Origin of the sequence: Treponema vincentii F0403 (assembly GCF_000412995.1) — a bacterium.
GTDB classification, from domain to species: Bacteria; Spirochaetota; Spirochaetia; order Treponematales; family Treponemataceae; genus Treponema; species Treponema vincentii.
In genome coordinates, this window is record NZ_KE332512.1 from 2218871 (window position 1) to 2235571 (window position 16701).

The window sequence follows — 16701 nt, forward strand, 5'->3', positions numbered from 1 at the left end:
ATTGCACGGGATAGCTAAGAAAATTTTACAGTATCCCGTGCCTATGCGGAGAATATCCGAATGAATGTTAAAACTGCAGCTGATGATATTTTAATAATGAAGAATATTTCAAAAATATATCCGAACGGCGTTACCGCAAACCGGCATGTTAATTTTTCGGTTCGTGCCGGTGAAATTCACGCGCTTGTGGGCGAAAACGGCGCCGGTAAAAGTACCTTGATGAAAATATTGTTCGGCATAGAACAGCCGACTGAAGGTACGATTTTATATAACGGAAATGAATTGCATATCAAATCTCCGCTTGACGCTATCCGTCAGGGATTCGGTATGGTTCATCAGCACTTTATGCTTGTCGAATCGATGAGCGTTGCCGAAAATATCTGTCTGGGGATGGAACCCGGAAACGGACCGTTACTGCACGAAAAACTCATGAACGAGCAGGCTCAAAAGATCATAGAGCAGTATCATTTTGTCATCGATCCGAAAGAAAAAATTAAAAACTTACCCATAGGAACTCGTCAAAAAGTAGAGATTCTAAAAGCTTTATATAAGGGCGCCCGCATTTTAATTCTTGATGAACCGACGGCTGTATTAACACCGCAAGAAACGGAAGAATTATTTATCGAATTGAAGGAATTGCGGAATTCGGGCTGCACGATTATATTTATCAGTCATAAATTAAATGAAGTTAAAGAAATATGCGAAAGGATAACCGTATTGCGCAACGGTACTTCCGTCGGAGTATATTCCGCCGGAGAAATTTCGGAGAAAGAAATATCGAACCTTATGGTCGGTAAAAATATACATTGGGAAATAGAAAAAAAAGAAAGTGTCCCCGGAGAAACGGTTTTAAAGTTGCGGAATGTCTGCATGAACGGCGATACAGGACGTTTTCTCCTTAACCGCGTGAGTTTTGATTTACCTGCGGGGAAAATTCTCGGTATTGTCGGAGTTGAAGGGAACGGGCAAAAGGAACTTATCGATGCGATAACGGGACTGCGGCGCTGTACGGAAGGAACAATAACATTAAACGGTAAAGATATAACGTCATGCAGTATTGCGGCAATCAGAAGAGATGGCCTTTCCTATATACCGCAGGATAGAATAAAGGTAGGAACAGCGGTTAACGCTTCCATTCAGGAAAACTTATTTGCCGTCTTTACCGAAGATAGCCGCTTTGTGCATAAGGGGATTTTAAAAAAGAACGAAATAAAGCAATGGGCGGACACACTTATTAAACAATTTATGATTAAAACCAAAAGTCCCGATGTACCGGTAAAAATGTTGAGCGGCGGGAATATGCAAAAAGTTATTATTGCGCGTGAATTTTCCGCTTCCGCAGGATGTATTATTGCCGATCAGCCGACGAGGGGTGTCGATATTGGAGCGGCAAAATTTATTCATCAAAAGATTATTGAAATGCGCGACAATGGCGTAGCCGTTTTGGTGAACTCCGCCGATTTAGCGGAAATTCTGGAAATAAGCGACAGTCTGCTTGTTATGTACGGCGGTGAAATTACGGCATATTTCGCCGACGCAGGCACTGTGAGCGAGACGGAATTGGGAGAATATATGCTCGGTTTAAAAAAGCAAGATGCGCACGAACTTGCAGGATGTTTAAGATGAAATTGATGGGACGTCTTTCATTTGAAAAAAGATTTGAATTGATACGGTTTGCCGCTGCAATCGGTATTGCGGTGCTCTTATCGTTTTTCATTATCTTATGTGTCAGTAAGGAACCGCTGCTTGCGTTTTCAAAGCTCTTTTTAGGGCCGCTTGAATCAGCCCGCCGTTTCGGTAACGTACTTGAACTATGTATTCCGCTAAGCTTTGCCGGTCTTGCGGTTGCCGTTATGTTCAGTGCCGATATGTTTAATATGGGCGCTGAAGGGGCCTTTTATGTAAGCGGCGCTGTTGCCGTATTTACCGCCTTACTGGTACCGCTGCCTCCCGTTATTGCACCGCTTGTATCCATCGTTATCGGCGGGCTGTGCGGCGCTTTCGTGTGTTGGGTTCCTGCTTTGTTAAAGCAGCGGTGGAATGCAAATGAATTGGTTTCGTCGTTAATGCTCAATTACGTGTTCTTTTACATAACAAAATATTTTGCCAATACGACCTTTAAAGATCCGTCGGCAGGTTTTATGGCCACCTATCTGATTCCCGCCAATGCGAAATTATCCCGCCTTATTCCGGGTATGCGGCTGCATTCCGGGCTTTTTATATTGTGCTCCGTAGTTGTGCTGACCGTGCTGTTTATCCGCCGGACGGCATGGGGATACCGGCTGGTACAAACCGGAAGAAATATCCGCTTTGCCCGCTATGCCGGCTTAAACACTACGGCAATCATCGCTTATTCGCAGCTTATCGGCGGATTTATCGCAGGGGTCGGCGGTTCGGTGGAAGTACTGGGAATGTACGACCGTTTCCAATGGCAAAGCTTGCCGGGGTATGGTTTTGACGGCATCGTCGTCGCTATTCTTGCAAAAAACAAACCGCATTACATTCCCCTTGCAGCTTTCTTTTTAGCGTATTTAAAAATCGGCGCCGATAAGATGGCTACCTCTACCGACGTTACCGCAGAAATGGTTTCTATTATTCAGGGTGTTATTATCATGCTTGCCGCGGCACAGGCGTTCTTGAGTAAATGGCGGCAAAAAGCACTTGTAAAGGAGAGCGGCTTATATGAATAACTTTTTAAGTTATATTTTAACTGCGGAGTTTGCCTATTCAGTTTTGCGTGTTACAACTCCGTTATTGTTCGCCGCCCAAGCCTCGGTTGTTGCGGAAAATTCAGGCGCATCGAATATCGCATTGGAAGGTATTATGCTTTTTGCCGCAGCATTCGGCGCATTAGGTACCGGTTTAACGGGCAGTTTGTTTGCAGGATTCTTAATTGCGTTGGGCGGCGGTTTATTGATTGCCGTGCTGCTGGTTTACTTTGCCCTGTATCTTAAAACCGACATCATTTTGTCCGGTATTGCGTTAAATACGCTTGCTGCAGGCGGAACGGTGTTTATCATATATGTGTTAATCCACGACAAAGGCAGTACCTCATCCTTGGTTTCTTTGGTATTTCCTAAACTGGTTATTCCCGGTGTTGCCGCAATCCCCGTTTTAGGTACTATCCTGTCGGGGCAAAACGTATTAACGTACCTCGCTTTTTTCACGGTGTTTGCGGTTTGGTTTTTGCTGTATAAAACTGGAATAGTCAATATTAGTGCAGTGCCTAAATACCCCAAATGTATTTAAGCAGCACTTTTTTTAGCTGCTGTTTTCCTGTATACCAGTGGAGGTAAGCCATCGGGATTTACTGTCGTGATACGTTTCGTGTTGTAATAAGCAAACGTGTATCTCCAGACGATTGTCTTGACCTCCTCCACGGTCAGTTTTGTTGTATCAAGCTGATAGATCTTTTCCTTTTTCAGCGTTGCAAACCAGCTTTCCATCCGGGCATTATCCCAGCATTTCCCAACTCCACTCATACTCTGCACCGCATGCAGCTGTCCGAGCGTCTTTTTGTACTCATCGCTTGTATACTGGCTTCCGCAATCGCTGTGAATTATCGCTCCACTTGGTATATCAAAATTCTTGTATGCCTCCGTTATCGTTTTTATACATAGTTCCTTTTTCATGTTTGTGTCCATTGCAAGAGAAATGATCTCCCCATTATAGCAGTCAAAAAGAGGTGATACGTACAGCTTTCCATCTTTGCATGGTATCTGAGTTATATCCGTCAGCAATTTTCTCAAAGGCTCTTGTGCACTAAAGTCTTGTTTGATGATATTCTGCGGTCTCATCGCCTTTTTGTCGGCTTTTGTAAGACCGTCAGGGCTTTTTCTGTCTTCATGCAGCAGATTTCCTCGTGCCATCGCGCGTCTTACCGTCGACAATGAACGCTTAATGCCCCGTTGTTCAAGTGCTATCTGCATACGCCTCACCCCATAGTTCTTGTTTTCTTCATCCTCATCGAGAATTTTATGCATTTGAGCGAGCAGTTTCTGCCATGCTTTCACTTTTTTCCTGTTTCTCTTCCATTTATAAAAACCGCTTTCGCTGACCGGAAGAACAGCGCACAGCATCCGTGCTGAAAATTGCTTGTCAGCAGTACGGTGGTGGATGTAAGCAAAAAGACCATCCTTTTCTATTTCTTCCGGTCTTGAACGAAAAAACCGAGTGCATCCTTGAGTATCTCATTCGCACTTTTAAGCTCGGCTATTTCTTTCTTGAGGCGGCTGTTCTCTCTTTGAATATCAGCATCTGTACTTTTTCCTTCTTTGTTTTTCTTTACCCGCTGCTTTCTCCAGCCTGCTAATGTTCCGTAGTTCACATTAAGCTGTTCACACGCCTTCTTCACTCCGATCTCGTCCGACAGCTTCAATGCCTCGATTTTAAAGTTCTCATCGTACCGTTTCATTGCCCTTCCTCCTCTCTTTTTCGGCAATTTTGGCGCTGCACTTTTATTGTATCACTCCAGTAGCAAATCCTGACGGAATAGACTATGTGGTCATTTCAAAACCAAAGGCTTTTTTAATTCAGCTTTTGAATATCGCCGGTTTAGGTCCAATCTTCGGTGCAATCTCCGGCGCTTTATGGGGGCCGAGTGTCTACCTTTGGATTGTCGGCGGTACGCTGCTTGCCGGAGGTGTACACGACTATCTTTCCGGTATGCTGTCGTTACGCAATGACGGTGCAAGTATTACCGAAATTACCGGTAAATACTTAGGTCATACGATGCAGAACATCATGCGTGTATTCGGCTTAGTACTGCTTGTTATGGTAGGGGTTGTATTTATGGTAGGTCCTGCAGGGCTCCTTGCACTGCTCACTCCCGAATGGCTCAATGTTAAAGTATGGACGATTATCATCCTTATATACTATTTCCTTGCAACCCTTCTTCCGATCGATAAGATTATCGCACGCTTTTATCCGATTTTCGGTATTCTCCTTATTTTAATGGCTGTCGGCGTTTCGGTTGCTACAATAATGAACAACGGAACCCGCCCGATGATGGAACTCACACTCGAAAATCTCTATCCGAGCGCCAATCAACGCCCCATTTGGCCGCTGATGTTTATTACGGTAGCATGTGGCGCAATCTCCGGTTTCCACGCAACGCAATCTCCTATCGTTTCGCGTACGCTGAAAAATGAAAAGGAAGGACGCTGGGTTTTCTATGGCGCCATGGTTGCCGAAGGTATTATCGCAATGGTATGGGCATCGGCAGCAATCGCGTTCTTTTGGAATAAAGACGGATCCGGTACCGGCCTTAAAGCTCTCCTCGATATCGGCGGAGGAAATTCAAAATCCGTATACGCAATCTGTACCGGTCTGCTCGGAACAGTCGGCGGGGCAATCGCAATGGTCGGTGTTATCGCTTGCCCGATTACATCAGGCGACACTGCTTTCCGCAGCGCCCGTATGATCATCTTTGATTGGTTTAAACTTGATGAAAAAAAGCTGAAAACACGGCTTTCAATTGCAATTCCGCTGCTGCTTATCGGATACTGTATTTCGCTTATCAACTACAATGTTGTATGGCGCTATTTTTCGTGGTCAAATCAAACGCTTGCAATGATTGTTTTATGGACGGGCGGCGCTTACCTTGCGACAAACTATCCTAATAGAAACCGGTGCTGGATTGCGGTTATTCCTGCGACGTTTATGTCAGCTGTTTCCGTTACGTACCTTATGTATGCACCGGAATGCTTTAATCTTGTCCGGCTCGGTATGCAGGGAATTACCATTTCATATACTGTAGGTATTGTCTTTGCTGCGGTGTTCTTTATCATCTTTATGACAAGAATTTACATGCGGCCTCAACAGAGTTTTGAAAGTCAACAGAAGATTATTATCGGGCGTGTTCATAGTAAATAATAACAGAACGTTAGATTAAGTAACGTTTTAAAAGATGCCCAATAATCTTTATGGGAGAAGCTGCCGATTATATTCCGGCAAGCTTCTCCGTTTTTCTACAGGTATTGACTGTTCCGGTACCTCTAAAAACTTCGATTTTATTTATTCGCGATGTTTTCCCGGCCGTATACGTTTCTTATTTCCAATCCGTTCTGATTTGCCGTGCGGCATTGAACCGCTCAATGGCAAGGTCGAATAAATGCATAATCAATTCCCGGTACGGCATACCCGATGCTTCGCACATCTTGGGAAACATCGAAATAGCGGTAAAGCCCGGGATGGTATTTACTTCGTTCAGATAAATCGTCTTTGTTTTTTTGTCTATAAAGAAATCAACACGCGCCAAACCGGTTAAATCGAGTGCACGGTATGCCTTGCCTGCAATACTGCGGATTTCCCGGCGTTGTTCGTCGTCTATATCGGCAGGAATTTTCAGCTGTGCGCCGTCAGGGTCGATGTACTTGGCATCGTAATCGTAAAATTCATGGGAGGGAATAATTTCTCCCGGAGTATAGACTACACACTCATCGTTACCGGTTACGGAACACTCAATTTCCCGCGCAGCGATACAAGCTTCGATCAGTACCTTGCTATCCCAGAGGAAAGCCTCCTCCATCTTTTGCAATAATTCGGTACGGTTGGAAGCCTTGCCTGCGCCGACGGAACTGCCGACTCTGCAGGGCTTTACAAAGAGTGGATATTCCAATTCTTTTTCCGCATGAAGAATAAAGCCTTCGCGTTCTTTAGGATTATCCCATTGAAACTTTCTTACACAGAGGAACGGAACAATAGGCAAATGTTCGTGCTGCCAGATTATTTTGCTTTTTTCTTTGTCCATTGCGGCGCTGCTTGCAAGCACACCGCCGCCGACGTAGGGGAGATCGGCCATTTCAAATAAACCTTGGATGGTACCGTCCTCTCCGAAGCTGCCGTGCAGTACCGGAAAAACGACATCCGCGGCAATCGGCGTACCGTTTACCGATAAACCGGCGGCGGTGCCTCCGCCGGGAATAACGGCTACCCGCGCGGCCTTATCGCATTTTATCGTTAAAACAGCGGACGTATCCTTACGGATATGTTCTAACAGCGACGAGGGCTGCAAATACCATTCGCCGTTTTTCGTAATGCCGATTAAATGCACGCTATGTTCACTGCCGATAGCGCGGACAACAAAAGAAGCGGAAACAAGCGACACCTCATGTTCGCCCGACCTTCCGCCGTAGATGATTGCTATATTCATAGTATACTCCGCATTGTAAGTTTTTTTATTTATTTTCCAATTTTTTTAAAATTTCAACGGCAAGCGCATCTTCAGGATAAATATCGAGAACCGTTCTAAAAAAAGCTTTTGCTTCTTCCGTTTTTTCTTCTTTTAGCGCGATAGTGCCTAAATTTGAAATAATCTTGATATTATCCGGTTCCTGCTCAAGCGCACTCATCAGCCAACGGCGGCTTTCGTCGAATTGTTCAAGCTCCATTAAGCAGATGGCAAGCTCATTGCAAATATCGCAATAGGCAACCGCCAGCTCCTTCGGGGTCTTTTTTCCAAGCTCAAGACAATGAAGAAATGCCTCCGACGCATCCTTCCACCGTTCCTGACGGCGCAGTGCCCAGCCAAGCAAAAACCACGCATTCCATACCTTAGGGTGATGCTCTAAAAACTCCCGTATTTTTTCAAGCGCTTTTTCTTCTTCGCCCATTTGGATAAAATCGAAAGCGCTTTTAAAAAGTTCATCGTCAAGCGCCTGTGTTTCTATCCATTTAATAAGCTCCGAAGCCTTTTGCTTACGATGCAGCGTTAATTCATCTTGCGCCGTTTCAGTGGCTATGTACGTTTCAAATACGCTCTTTGCCTTAGGGAAGTTTTTTTGGCGGATAAAGAAAAAGCCTGCATTAAAAAAGGCTTCGGGCAGCGGCGGTTCGGCAGCCAGCACCTCTTTATAGGTCTGGAACGCTTTATCGGTATAGTAGTCGGCATAATCTTCCGCACCGGCTTGTTCATAAAAACGGGAACGTTCATCCATCAGCAAGGCAATATTCAATTTTGTCTGTATGTGTTCGGGAAATAACCTTTCAAGCGCAAACAACAATTGCTCCGCCAAATCGAAATCAGCGTTTTTTATTTTTAAAATGGCAGCGTTAGTCATTTCTTCGAGGATATTCGGCCGTAACTGCTTAAAAATATCGCGATAATAAGCAATGTGCTGATTATCCCTGTCATAAGCGAATACATTCAGCATACCGGCTAAAATCATTTCTTCGGAAATACTTTCTGCGCTGAAATTATTTTCGTCCGTTAATAGGAGCGGAAGCGGTATCGATGAATCAAATCCGGGAATTTTCGCCGCCAGTGCATATTCATCAGGCACTTTGATATAAAGGAGCTGCTTATCGGAGTTTTCCATATTGTGTGTATCCTATTGCTTTATAAAGGCGAGTAGTGGAAAATCGCATTAGGGGTAGATTTTACGCTGCTGATTAAAATATTGAGTTAACCGTATTTTATACGCAAGCGGCACGGTCGACGCGTTATATGCCATCGCGACTGCAATGAGATCTTTTCGTGACTCAACCAGCTCCGCTCTGATGATTTTACCGCGTAACCCGACAATGACGGTGGGATCATCAAAGTCGAATTTTAATACGCAATCCTTATTAAGCAAGAACGGAGCAATCCCAGCCATAATAAACTTTGCGCCTGAAAAAGAAATATCCCTTACGATACAGCGCCGAGGGATATTTTCTATGTACACGATTGTCTCTTTTTTAGCAAGCGACAGTTTCCTCATTGCTTCCGCATTTAATTCAATGCGCTCATCTCCTCTTTTGGTAGTATTTGCTTTTGCATCGACGATGAGCCCTAACTTTTCAATGAGGTCGTCAGGGGCACGCTGTGTGTATTCAATATTGAGTAAGAGTAAATCGGGAGTTACGGTATACGGGGTACAGCTTACTACCTTTCCGGAAACAAAAAACGAAAGATCGCTTTTTCCATTCGTTTGCGAAAACGAAAACCACAGAGAAATTGCCGTGGAACCTTCGCATATCTTTTCGTATATCCCGCAATGCTGCGGAACAATTACCTTTGCCCCTATCATCGAAGAAGAGTTGATGACGCACGGCCACGGCCCTCCTTCGGAACCGACGCAGCGTATCGACGACTGCTGCGCATTTAGACTCATCGCTTGGATAACTTCTTTTGTAAAAGTTATTTCCGCTTTCTGGAAAAAATCATAATACTTATTAACCTGTTGACTCGTCAGGAAACCCATGTGAATAATAATAAATTTATTTTATTAAAAGGTCAAGCGAAAATCGACAGAGTAAATGCATCAGGAGCGCTCGGGTAAACGCATCAGACAGTTTGGTGTATACCCCGCAGGATAATAGGGCTGTATCAGCAGAGTAACGTCAAGGAATTGACATCCCTGTCAATTCCTTGACTGCCAGTTTTGCAAGCAAAACTGGCTTCTGAGCAGTGCCACTGCCATCCATGGCAGTCCTGACTGCGGCTGCAAATGCTGCTCCAGCCCCATTATTCTGCGCTATGAGGGACACTGTCTGATGCGTTTACCCGGCTGGTTGGAAGAAAAAAATCCCCCTACGCTTGCAAAACGATAGCTTTATACTCTTTTTTTGATGACGTCAAAACCGCAGTAGGGTACCAGTGCATCAGGGATTTTAATGCTGCCGTCTTTTTGCTGATAATTTTCGATAATAGCGACAAGGGCACGGGACACGGCGATGGCGGTGCCGTTCAGCATGTGTACGTACTTATTCTTACCGTCGTCGTCTTTAAACCGTACATTAAGGCGGCGTGCCTGATAGTCGGTGCAGTTGGAGGTAGAGGTAACTTCTCCCCATTCTCCGCCGTTGCGTCCGGGCATCCATGCTTCCAAGTCCCACTTACGGTAGGCGGGAGCGCCGAGGTCTCCTGTACAGGTATCGACGACACGGAAAGCAATTCCTAAGCCGCTAAAGATTTCTTCTTCGATAAGGCGGAGTTTCTCGTGGATTGCATCGGATTCTTCCGGTGTGCAGTATACGAACATCTCCAACTTGGTAAATTGGTGCACACGGTACAATCCCTTGGAGAATTGCCCCGCCGCTCCAGCCTCACGCCGGAAACAGTGCGAAAGCCCGCAGTACATCAGCGGAAGCTTTGCTTTTTCGAGTATTTCATCCGAATGATAGCCGCCGAGCGTAATTTCTGCCGTTGCGACAAGGCAGGTGCCTTCATCCTCGATTGTATAGACGTTTGATTCGCTTCCGCGCGGATTAAAACCGATACCGCGGAGAATTTCTTCTTTTGCAACATCAGGGGTAATAAACGGGGTAAAGCCGTGCTTGCGTAAGATATTCAGCCCGTAGAGCACCAAAGCCTGCTCCAAAAACACTGCTTCGTTTTTAAGATAGTAAAATTTTACACCGGCAACCTTTGTTGCAGCATCAAAGTCGATTAAGTCGAGTTCTTCTCCGAGCTGTACGTGATCTTTCGGCTCAAAATCGAACTGCGGAACCGTACCGACCCGCTTTACTTCGCAGTTGTCCTTATCTTCCTTGCCGATCGGTGCATCGGGATGCGCCATATTCGGGATCTGCATCATCGCCGCATCGAGTGCCGCTTCTTTTTCTTTTAAAGCTGTTTCGGCAGCCGCGATTTCGGCTTTAATTGCCTTGCCCGTTTCGATAAGCGCGGTGCGTTCTGCCGCATCTTTCGCTTTTTTCATTGCAAGGGAGTTTTCGTTCCGCTTTGCCTGAAGTCCCTGCAGGGCAGTTACCATCTCCGTCCGTTCATCAAAGAGGCGGACGGCAGCCTCTGCATCGGCATGCATAGCACGGTTAATAATATTTCGTTTAACCGCTTCCAAATTATTTTTGATAAATCGATAGTCAAGCATAATATTCCTCAAAATTCAACAGTTGAACAAAATATGAATTTTGGAAACTGTTGAATTAGTGCGCGAAAAGCGCACATGTCTAATAAGCGATGTTTCGGCTCCGCCGAAACTCGACGGATAACAAGACCGCCATGGATGGCGGTTACTATAGCAGAAGCGATATTTTGCCGTGGCAAAATTCGCCATCAAGCAATATACAAGGAGGTATATTGCTTGATGATGGCTGCCGAAGTTATTCCGTATTGTATGAAGTTATTGAGCTTTATGCAAGCGTTTTGTTACTTTTCAATGCAAAGTGCTTGCGTTAATATATTTTTTTCTCTATTATGTCAGCTCCCTGCAACAAGGGAAATTACAATATAAGGAGTTACACCATGAATAAATGGTCTGACTATTTTTCTACGTTTAAGGGTGAATATTGGCGCACCGGCATTGACGTACGCGATTTCATCCAAAATAACTATACACCCTATACGGGAGACGACAGCTTTTTGGCCTCTGCTACGGAAAGAACCGTCCGTATTTGGAATAAACTTACCGAACTGTTTAAAGAGGAGACCAAAAGAGGAGTATACGAAGCGGAAACAAAAAAGCCTCAGGGTATCGATGCCTATGGAGCGGGATATATCTCTAAGGATGATGAGGTTATTGTGGGGCTTCAAACGGATGCGCCCTTAAAGCGCGGTATCTATGTCAAAGGCGGTTTGCACGTAGTAGAAAACGCACTGAAAGCTTACGGCTATGAACTTGACCCGCTCACCAGGGAAATTTTTACCAAGTACCGCAAAACTCATAACGACGGGGTTTTCTCGGTGTATACAAAGGAAATGCGTGCCGCACGGAAATCGGGTATTATTACCGGGCTGCCCGATGCTTATGGACGCGGGCGGATTATCGGCGACTACCGCCGGGTTGCCCTGTATGGTGTCGATAATCTGATTCAGGAACGGAGAGAAGCGTTCGAGCAGCTTGATGTGAGTGAGCTGACCGAATCCGATATCCGCTACCGTGAAGAAATCAGCGAGCAGATTAAAGCCCTCGAAGCTTTTATCCGTATGTGCGAAAGCTACGGGTTCGATGTAAAACGTCCCGCCGAAAATGCACGCGAGGCTGTACAGTGGGTCTATTTTGCCTTCCTTGCCGCTACAAAAGACCAAGACGGAGCAGCCATGTCCATCGGACGGACGTCTACGTTCTTGGATATATTTATTGAGCGGGACATTGCGGAAGGCAAGCTGACCGAAGCCGAGGCGCAAGAGCTGATCGATCAGTTTATTATCAAACTACGCATTATCCGCTTTCTCCGCACTCCCGAATATAATGAACTGTTCTCCGGCGATCCTACATGGGTTACCGAAGCACTCGGAGGTATGGGCGTTGACGGCCGTCCGCTCGTTACCAAGACCTCTTTCCGCTACCTGCATACCCTGTATAACCTCGGACCGGCTCCGGAACCGAATATGACCGTATTGTGGTCTAATCATGCGCCGGAAAACTGGAATAAATTCTGTGCAAAGGTTTCTATTCAAACTTCTTCCATTCAGTATGAAAATGATGATCTGATGCGTCCCGAATTTGGGGATGACTACGGTATTGCTTGCTGTGTTTCTCCGATGAAGATCGGTAAGCAGATGCAGCTGTTCGGCGCCCGTGCCAACTTACCTAAGTGTTTGCTATATGCCATCAACGGCGGGCGCGACGAAAAGTCCGGCGCTCAGGTTGCCCCGATGTTCAGCCCGATTACCTCGGAGTATCTGGACTATGACGAGGTAATGGCACGGTTTGAGCAGATGATGAAGTGGCTGGCCGGTGTGTATATGAATGCGCTGAAAATTATTCACTATATGCACGACAAGTATTCGTATGAGGCATTTGAGCTTGCCTTGCACGATGCCGATGTAGAACGCATCCAAGCAACCGGTATTGCCGGTCTTGCCATCGTTGCAGATTCGCTGGCGGCAATCCGCGACACAAAGGTAAAGGTAATCCGTAATGCTGAAGGGCTTGCGGTTGATTTTGAACGCAAAGGCGAATATATTCCCTACGGTAACGATAACGACGCAACCGATCAGCTTGCCGTTATGGTTGCACGCAAGTTTATGAACTACCTGCGCCGCCACGAAACCTACCGCCATGCAAAGGCAACCCAATCGGTACTGACCATCACCTCGAATGTTGTATATGGAAAGAAAACCGGCGCAACTCCGTGCGGCCGCTGCGCGTATGAGCCGTTCTCTCCGGGTGCAAACCCCATGAACGGACGCGACACAAACGGCGCAATTGCATCCCTTTCCTCGGTTGCCAAGCTGCCGTTTGAAGATATCGGCGACGGTATTTCATACACCTTTGCAATAGCGCCGAATGCACTGGGCAAAGAAACGAATAACCGTGTAGACAATCTGACCTATTTGTTGAAAGGATATTTTACCCCGGACGGCGGTCAGCACTTGAACGTCAACGTATTTGACCGTGCCTTATTGGAAGATGCGATGGAAAATCCCGAAAAGTATCCACAGCTGACCATCCGCGTATCCGGTTATGCGGTAAACTTTGTAAAGCTTACCAGAGAGCAGCAGCTGGATGTGCTGTCGCGTACCATTAACCAGTCCTTTTGAAATATACGACGCATCTACGGCGTCATACGGTAAAAAAGTGTCCTCAACGTATCAAAGATACGCCTGCGGTACTTTTTTACCGTATTCCTTGTATCTGCATCGTCTATTTCAACAGGCTTACGGAAAGGGGGATCTACTCCCCCTATTTCCAAAAGGCTTACGGCTGGGGGTATCTGCGTTGCTTCTGAAAATGTTTAGCGTATCAGAAGCGGCACGGATGCCGCTGGTTCCCTGCAGCAGCGAGATTTGGGCTATGCACAAATCTCGTCGTTGAACAGTGTACACGGACGTACACTGTTCAACAGCGCCACGGATGTCGGTGGTTCTCGACAGAAGCGAGTTCGCACTGCGAACTCGTCGTTGAACAGTGTACAGGGACGTACACTGTTCAACAGTCTATTTCAAAAGGCTTACGGCGAGGGCATTTTCAAAAGGCTGACGGAAATGGTATTTTCAAAAGGTTGACGAAAATGGCATATATTCATTCGTATGAAACATTTGGAACGGTGGATGGGCCGGGGTTGCGGTTTGTTGTATTTCTGCAAGGGTGTCCGCTGCGGTGTCAGTATTGTCATAACTGCGACACATGGGAACGGAAGGATGCGCGTATTATAGATACTGCTGCACAGACTTTTGAGCGGATACGGCGGTATAAGCACTACTACCTGTTTGCCGGAGGGGTTACGGTAACCGGCGGGGAACCGCTGGGGCAGCCCGAATATGTTAAAAATCTTTTTGAACTGTGTAAACAGGAATCCCTGCATACTGCCGTTGATACATCCGGCTATTTTCTAAACGATAAGGTAAAGGCGGCACTGAACTACACCGATCTTGTTTTACTCGATATAAAATCGATTGACGAACAGCAGCACCTAGAGTTGACCGGTGCGCCGCTTTCCCGTGTGTTAGCATTTTTAGACTATCTGGTTTCGATCAACAAGCCGGTTTGGCTGCGCCATGTCATTGTGCCGGGTATTACCTATAATACGGAATTACTGGCAAAACTTGCAGACTTTATTAAGCCGCTGCCGAATGTAGAGAAAGTTGACCTTCTTGCCTATCATACCCTCGGTGTGTTTAAGTGGAAAGAGCTCGGCAAAATTTATCCCCTCGAAGGAGTACCGCCGCTTTCGCCTGAAGAATATGCCGTTGCAAAGCAGATATTCCTTGACCGCGGCTTACCGCTTACGTCAGGCAGCTCGGGATAAACAGCCCGTACGACGGGATAGAGCAGCGTTTCCGATCATTTATACTGCGGATTTTTTTCGTAAAAGTCTGCTGGCAGGATGTCCATCATAATGATGTTGTGATACTCCATGTTTCTGATTAACCCGTCGCGGATTTCGCCGATTTTTTTGAAGCCGACTTTTTCGTAGCAGGCAATAGCCCGCTGATTAAAGTCATAGACTCGTAACAGAATAGTATGCAGGTTGAGCTTTTTGAAAGCATAATCCAGCAGCAGCGATAGGGCTTCTTGCCCGTATCCCTTATCCCAATAGCTCTTATCACCGATAAAGATGCCGATTTCTGTTGTCCGATGGAGATGATCGATATCTTTAAAGCCTATATTGCCGATTAATTGATCGGTTTTAATGTCGATGATGCCATAATTGTGAGCTTGCGCAAGTGTTTTTAGGAATTCTCTTTCGCTGTCGACGGTAACAACCGATGTCATCAATGTTAGATTTTCGAGAACTTCCATATCGTTCAGCCAAACGGCATACTGTTCGGCATCTTCAAGATTGAGCGGCGAAAGGTAGCATTTTGTTCCTATTAGTTTCTTTATGTACATATATTAGTATCTCCTCATACTTTTGCAAATATACGGCGCATCTACTGCGTTGTCGCAACGCCAAAAGTGTACATCCTTGTACACTTTTGGCTGCGAGTTTCGGACGGAGCCGAAACATCGCTTCTGTGTAATACGAGCGGCATCCATGCCGCTACTGAAATTCTCAACGTATCAGAAGCGGCACGGATGCCGCTCGTTCCAAGCAGAAACAAGATTGCTTGCAAACTTGTAGCCCAAAAATGTGCGCGGATGTACATTTTTGGGCGAGGATGGCGGTGAAATAAAACAAAAGCGATGTTTTGGCGACCATGTTTAAGAAAGTGCCACCGTTTTACAACCGTGTTATTTCTTCTGTAGTAAGACCGGTCATTTTTTCAATAAACGTAATTTCACAATTTGCCTGCTTCATCAACCGTGCCGTTTCGAGCGCTTTTTGGTGGGAACCTTCGGCAAACCCAAGGGATTTTCCTTGTTCAATGCCGTTTACAAAGGCTATTTTTCCTGCTTCTTCTCTTTGTACGGCAATATCGGTAGCGTAATCATATTCAGCTATTAACATGTTTATAACCTCCCGTGATTTTCTTTGTAGGTATTCTCTCAGTATATTGTTTTTGATGCATTCTTTAATAGCATTCTCGAAACCATGCTCTTTATCAACTGCAATATGCCGACGCACTGCATCCACAAACAGGCTGTATTGTTCAAGCGGTTCACAACTCTTTAATATGTGACTATCCTTATCATAATAGATATTTATCAGTTTTACAACAAGTTCAAGATTTACCGTTTCAGATTGCATAATAAAAGAATCCGAAAGCTTTAGTATTTGTTTGGCAGGAAGTTTTTCTACTCCATTATAAAAAACATAAAATGCCGGTATCGGGATTTTTTTAAGAGTTCGTGAGTAGCGGTTACGGGGATTTTGGATATGCTCATACAACCGTGTAACATATTCAAGACATCGTAATGGCATATTCGGATTTACGGTTGACTGATGTTCTGCAAGTACGATAATTTTATTATCAACGAGATATGATACATCATTAGCGAATGACATATACATTGTTTGTTTCAGTCTTATATTTTTCAATATAGATGTAGAGTGATAGTTTGTAGCATAAAGAGCATTATATAATGCTAAAAAGTTCTTTTTTGCATTTCTGTCTTCACCAAAAAGATCGGCAAAGACAGAATCCTTGTAACGGCGATTATGTCTTTTCATAGTAATTTACCTCCGTAAATATATACCTTATATATATCACCGAAGGCAAAATGGCTAAAGAAATCAGGGGAAGACTTTTCTTTTTTTTCGATAAAAAGAAAAGTCTTCCCCTGCGACCCCATCTAAAGAAAAACGGCGACTTAGGGTTCTACCCTAAGAACCCGCCTTGGTTCCAAAGCATAGTTCCAAAAATAAAAGCTAAAAAGCAATGATTTTCATACTAACTCGTTTCAGTACCGCCAAGGACGGCGGTGGTTC

14 protein-coding genes are annotated in these 16701 nt (G+C 45.2%); 6 read left to right on the top strand and 8 right to left on the bottom strand.

Annotated elements, in window-relative coordinates; genetic code table 11:
- Window positions 1-60: 60 nt before the first annotated feature.
- Genes HMPREF1222_RS10180 through HMPREF1222_RS10190 form a run of 3 tightly spaced genes read left to right on the top strand, consistent with a single transcriptional unit; the run spans window position 61 to window position 3249 of the window.
- Window positions 61-1626, top strand: a complete 1566-nt coding sequence (locus HMPREF1222_RS10180) for an ABC transporter ATP-binding protein (RefSeq protein WP_016519328.1) — start codon at window positions 61-63, stop codon at window positions 1624-1626.
- A complete protein-coding gene (locus HMPREF1222_RS10185; protein ID WP_016519329.1) occupies window positions 1623-2690 on the top strand; it encodes an ABC transporter permease in 1068 nt (355 codons plus the stop codon). Before HMPREF1222_RS10180 ends, HMPREF1222_RS10185 begins: the two co-directional genes overlap by 4 nt.
- On the top strand, window positions 2683-3249 hold the full coding sequence (locus HMPREF1222_RS10190) for an ABC transporter permease subunit (protein WP_016519330.1): 567 nt from the start codon (window positions 2683-2685) through the stop codon (window positions 3247-3249). Before HMPREF1222_RS10185 ends, HMPREF1222_RS10190 begins: the two co-directional genes overlap by 8 nt.
- On the opposite strand, the gene HMPREF1222_RS10195 is transcribed toward HMPREF1222_RS10190, so the two are convergent.
- Both HMPREF1222_RS10195 and HMPREF1222_RS10200 read right to left on the bottom strand, forming a co-directional pair.
- The gene (locus HMPREF1222_RS10195) at window positions 3246-4145 is read right to left on the bottom strand and encodes an IS3 family transposase (protein ID WP_342302573.1); all 900 of its coding nucleotides are present in this window, start codon (window positions 4143-4145) and stop codon (window positions 3246-3248) included. The two genes, HMPREF1222_RS10190 and HMPREF1222_RS10195, sit on opposite strands and share 4 nt — an antisense overlap.
- Window positions 4142-4414: a transposase gene (locus HMPREF1222_RS10200; RefSeq protein WP_016517724.1), complete on the bottom strand. Its 273-nt coding sequence runs from the start codon at window positions 4412-4414 to the stop codon at window positions 4142-4144. Before HMPREF1222_RS10200 ends, HMPREF1222_RS10195 begins: the two co-directional genes overlap by 4 nt.
- 26 nt (window positions 4415-4440) lie before the next feature.
- Here HMPREF1222_RS10200 and HMPREF1222_RS10205 point away from each other — a divergent pair, with 26 nt between their 5' ends.
- Complete coding sequence (locus HMPREF1222_RS10205; protein ID WP_425314956.1) at window positions 4441-5874, top strand: carbon starvation CstA family protein; 1434 nt, start codon at window positions 4441-4443, stop codon at window positions 5872-5874.
- Between the two features lie 175 nt (window positions 5875-6049).
- Here the strand turns inward: HMPREF1222_RS10205 and HMPREF1222_RS10210 are convergent, their stop codons facing one another.
- The 4 genes from HMPREF1222_RS10210 to serS all read right to left on the bottom strand — a co-directional run bounded on the left by HMPREF1222_RS10210 (window position 6050) and on the right by serS (window position 10814).
- Window positions 6050-7153: a D-alanine--D-alanine ligase family protein gene (locus tag HMPREF1222_RS10210; protein ID WP_016519332.1), complete on the bottom strand. Its 1104-nt coding sequence runs from the start codon at window positions 7151-7153 to the stop codon at window positions 6050-6052.
- A 25-nt stretch (window positions 7154-7178) separates the two neighbouring features.
- Window positions 7179-8318, bottom strand: coding sequence for a tetratricopeptide repeat protein (locus HMPREF1222_RS10215; RefSeq protein WP_016519333.1), 1140 nt, complete (start codon window positions 8316-8318; stop codon window positions 7179-7181).
- A 48-nt stretch (window positions 8319-8366) separates the two neighbouring features.
- Window positions 8367-9185 (bottom strand): PilZ domain-containing protein, encoded by an 819-nt coding sequence (locus tag HMPREF1222_RS10220; protein ID WP_016519334.1) that lies wholly within the window; start codon window positions 9183-9185, stop codon window positions 8367-8369.
- A gap of 351 nt (window positions 9186-9536) precedes the next feature.
- Window positions 9537-10814 carry a serine--tRNA ligase gene (gene serS / locus HMPREF1222_RS10225; protein ID WP_016519335.1) on the bottom strand — a complete coding sequence of 426 codons (1278 nt, stop codon included), beginning with the start codon at window positions 10812-10814 and terminating at the stop codon, window positions 9537-9539.
- 374 nt (window positions 10815-11188) lie between these two features.
- Here serS and pflB point away from each other — a divergent pair, with 374 nt between their 5' ends.
- Window positions 11189-13429 (top strand): formate C-acetyltransferase, encoded by a 2241-nt coding sequence (gene pflB, locus HMPREF1222_RS10230; protein ID WP_016519336.1) that lies wholly within the window; start codon window positions 11189-11191, stop codon window positions 13427-13429.
- Window positions 13430-13899: 470 nt separating this feature from the next.
- Window positions 13900-14637 (top strand): pyruvate formate-lyase-activating protein, encoded by a 738-nt coding sequence (pflA, locus tag HMPREF1222_RS10235; RefSeq protein ID WP_016519337.1) that lies wholly within the window; start codon window positions 13900-13902, stop codon window positions 14635-14637.
- A gap of 35 nt (window positions 14638-14672) precedes the next feature.
- Here pflA and HMPREF1222_RS10240 read toward each other — a convergent pair whose 3' ends face one another.
- Complete coding sequence (locus HMPREF1222_RS10240; protein WP_016519338.1) at window positions 14673-15221, bottom strand: GNAT family N-acetyltransferase; 549 nt, start codon at window positions 15219-15221, stop codon at window positions 14673-14675.
- 331 nt (window positions 15222-15552) lie between these two features.
- The gene (locus HMPREF1222_RS10245; protein WP_016519339.1) at window positions 15553-16443 is read right to left on the bottom strand and encodes an RpnC/YadD family protein; all 891 of its coding nucleotides are present in this window, start codon (window positions 16441-16443) and stop codon (window positions 15553-15555) included.
- Window positions 16444-16701: the final 258 nt, after the last annotated feature.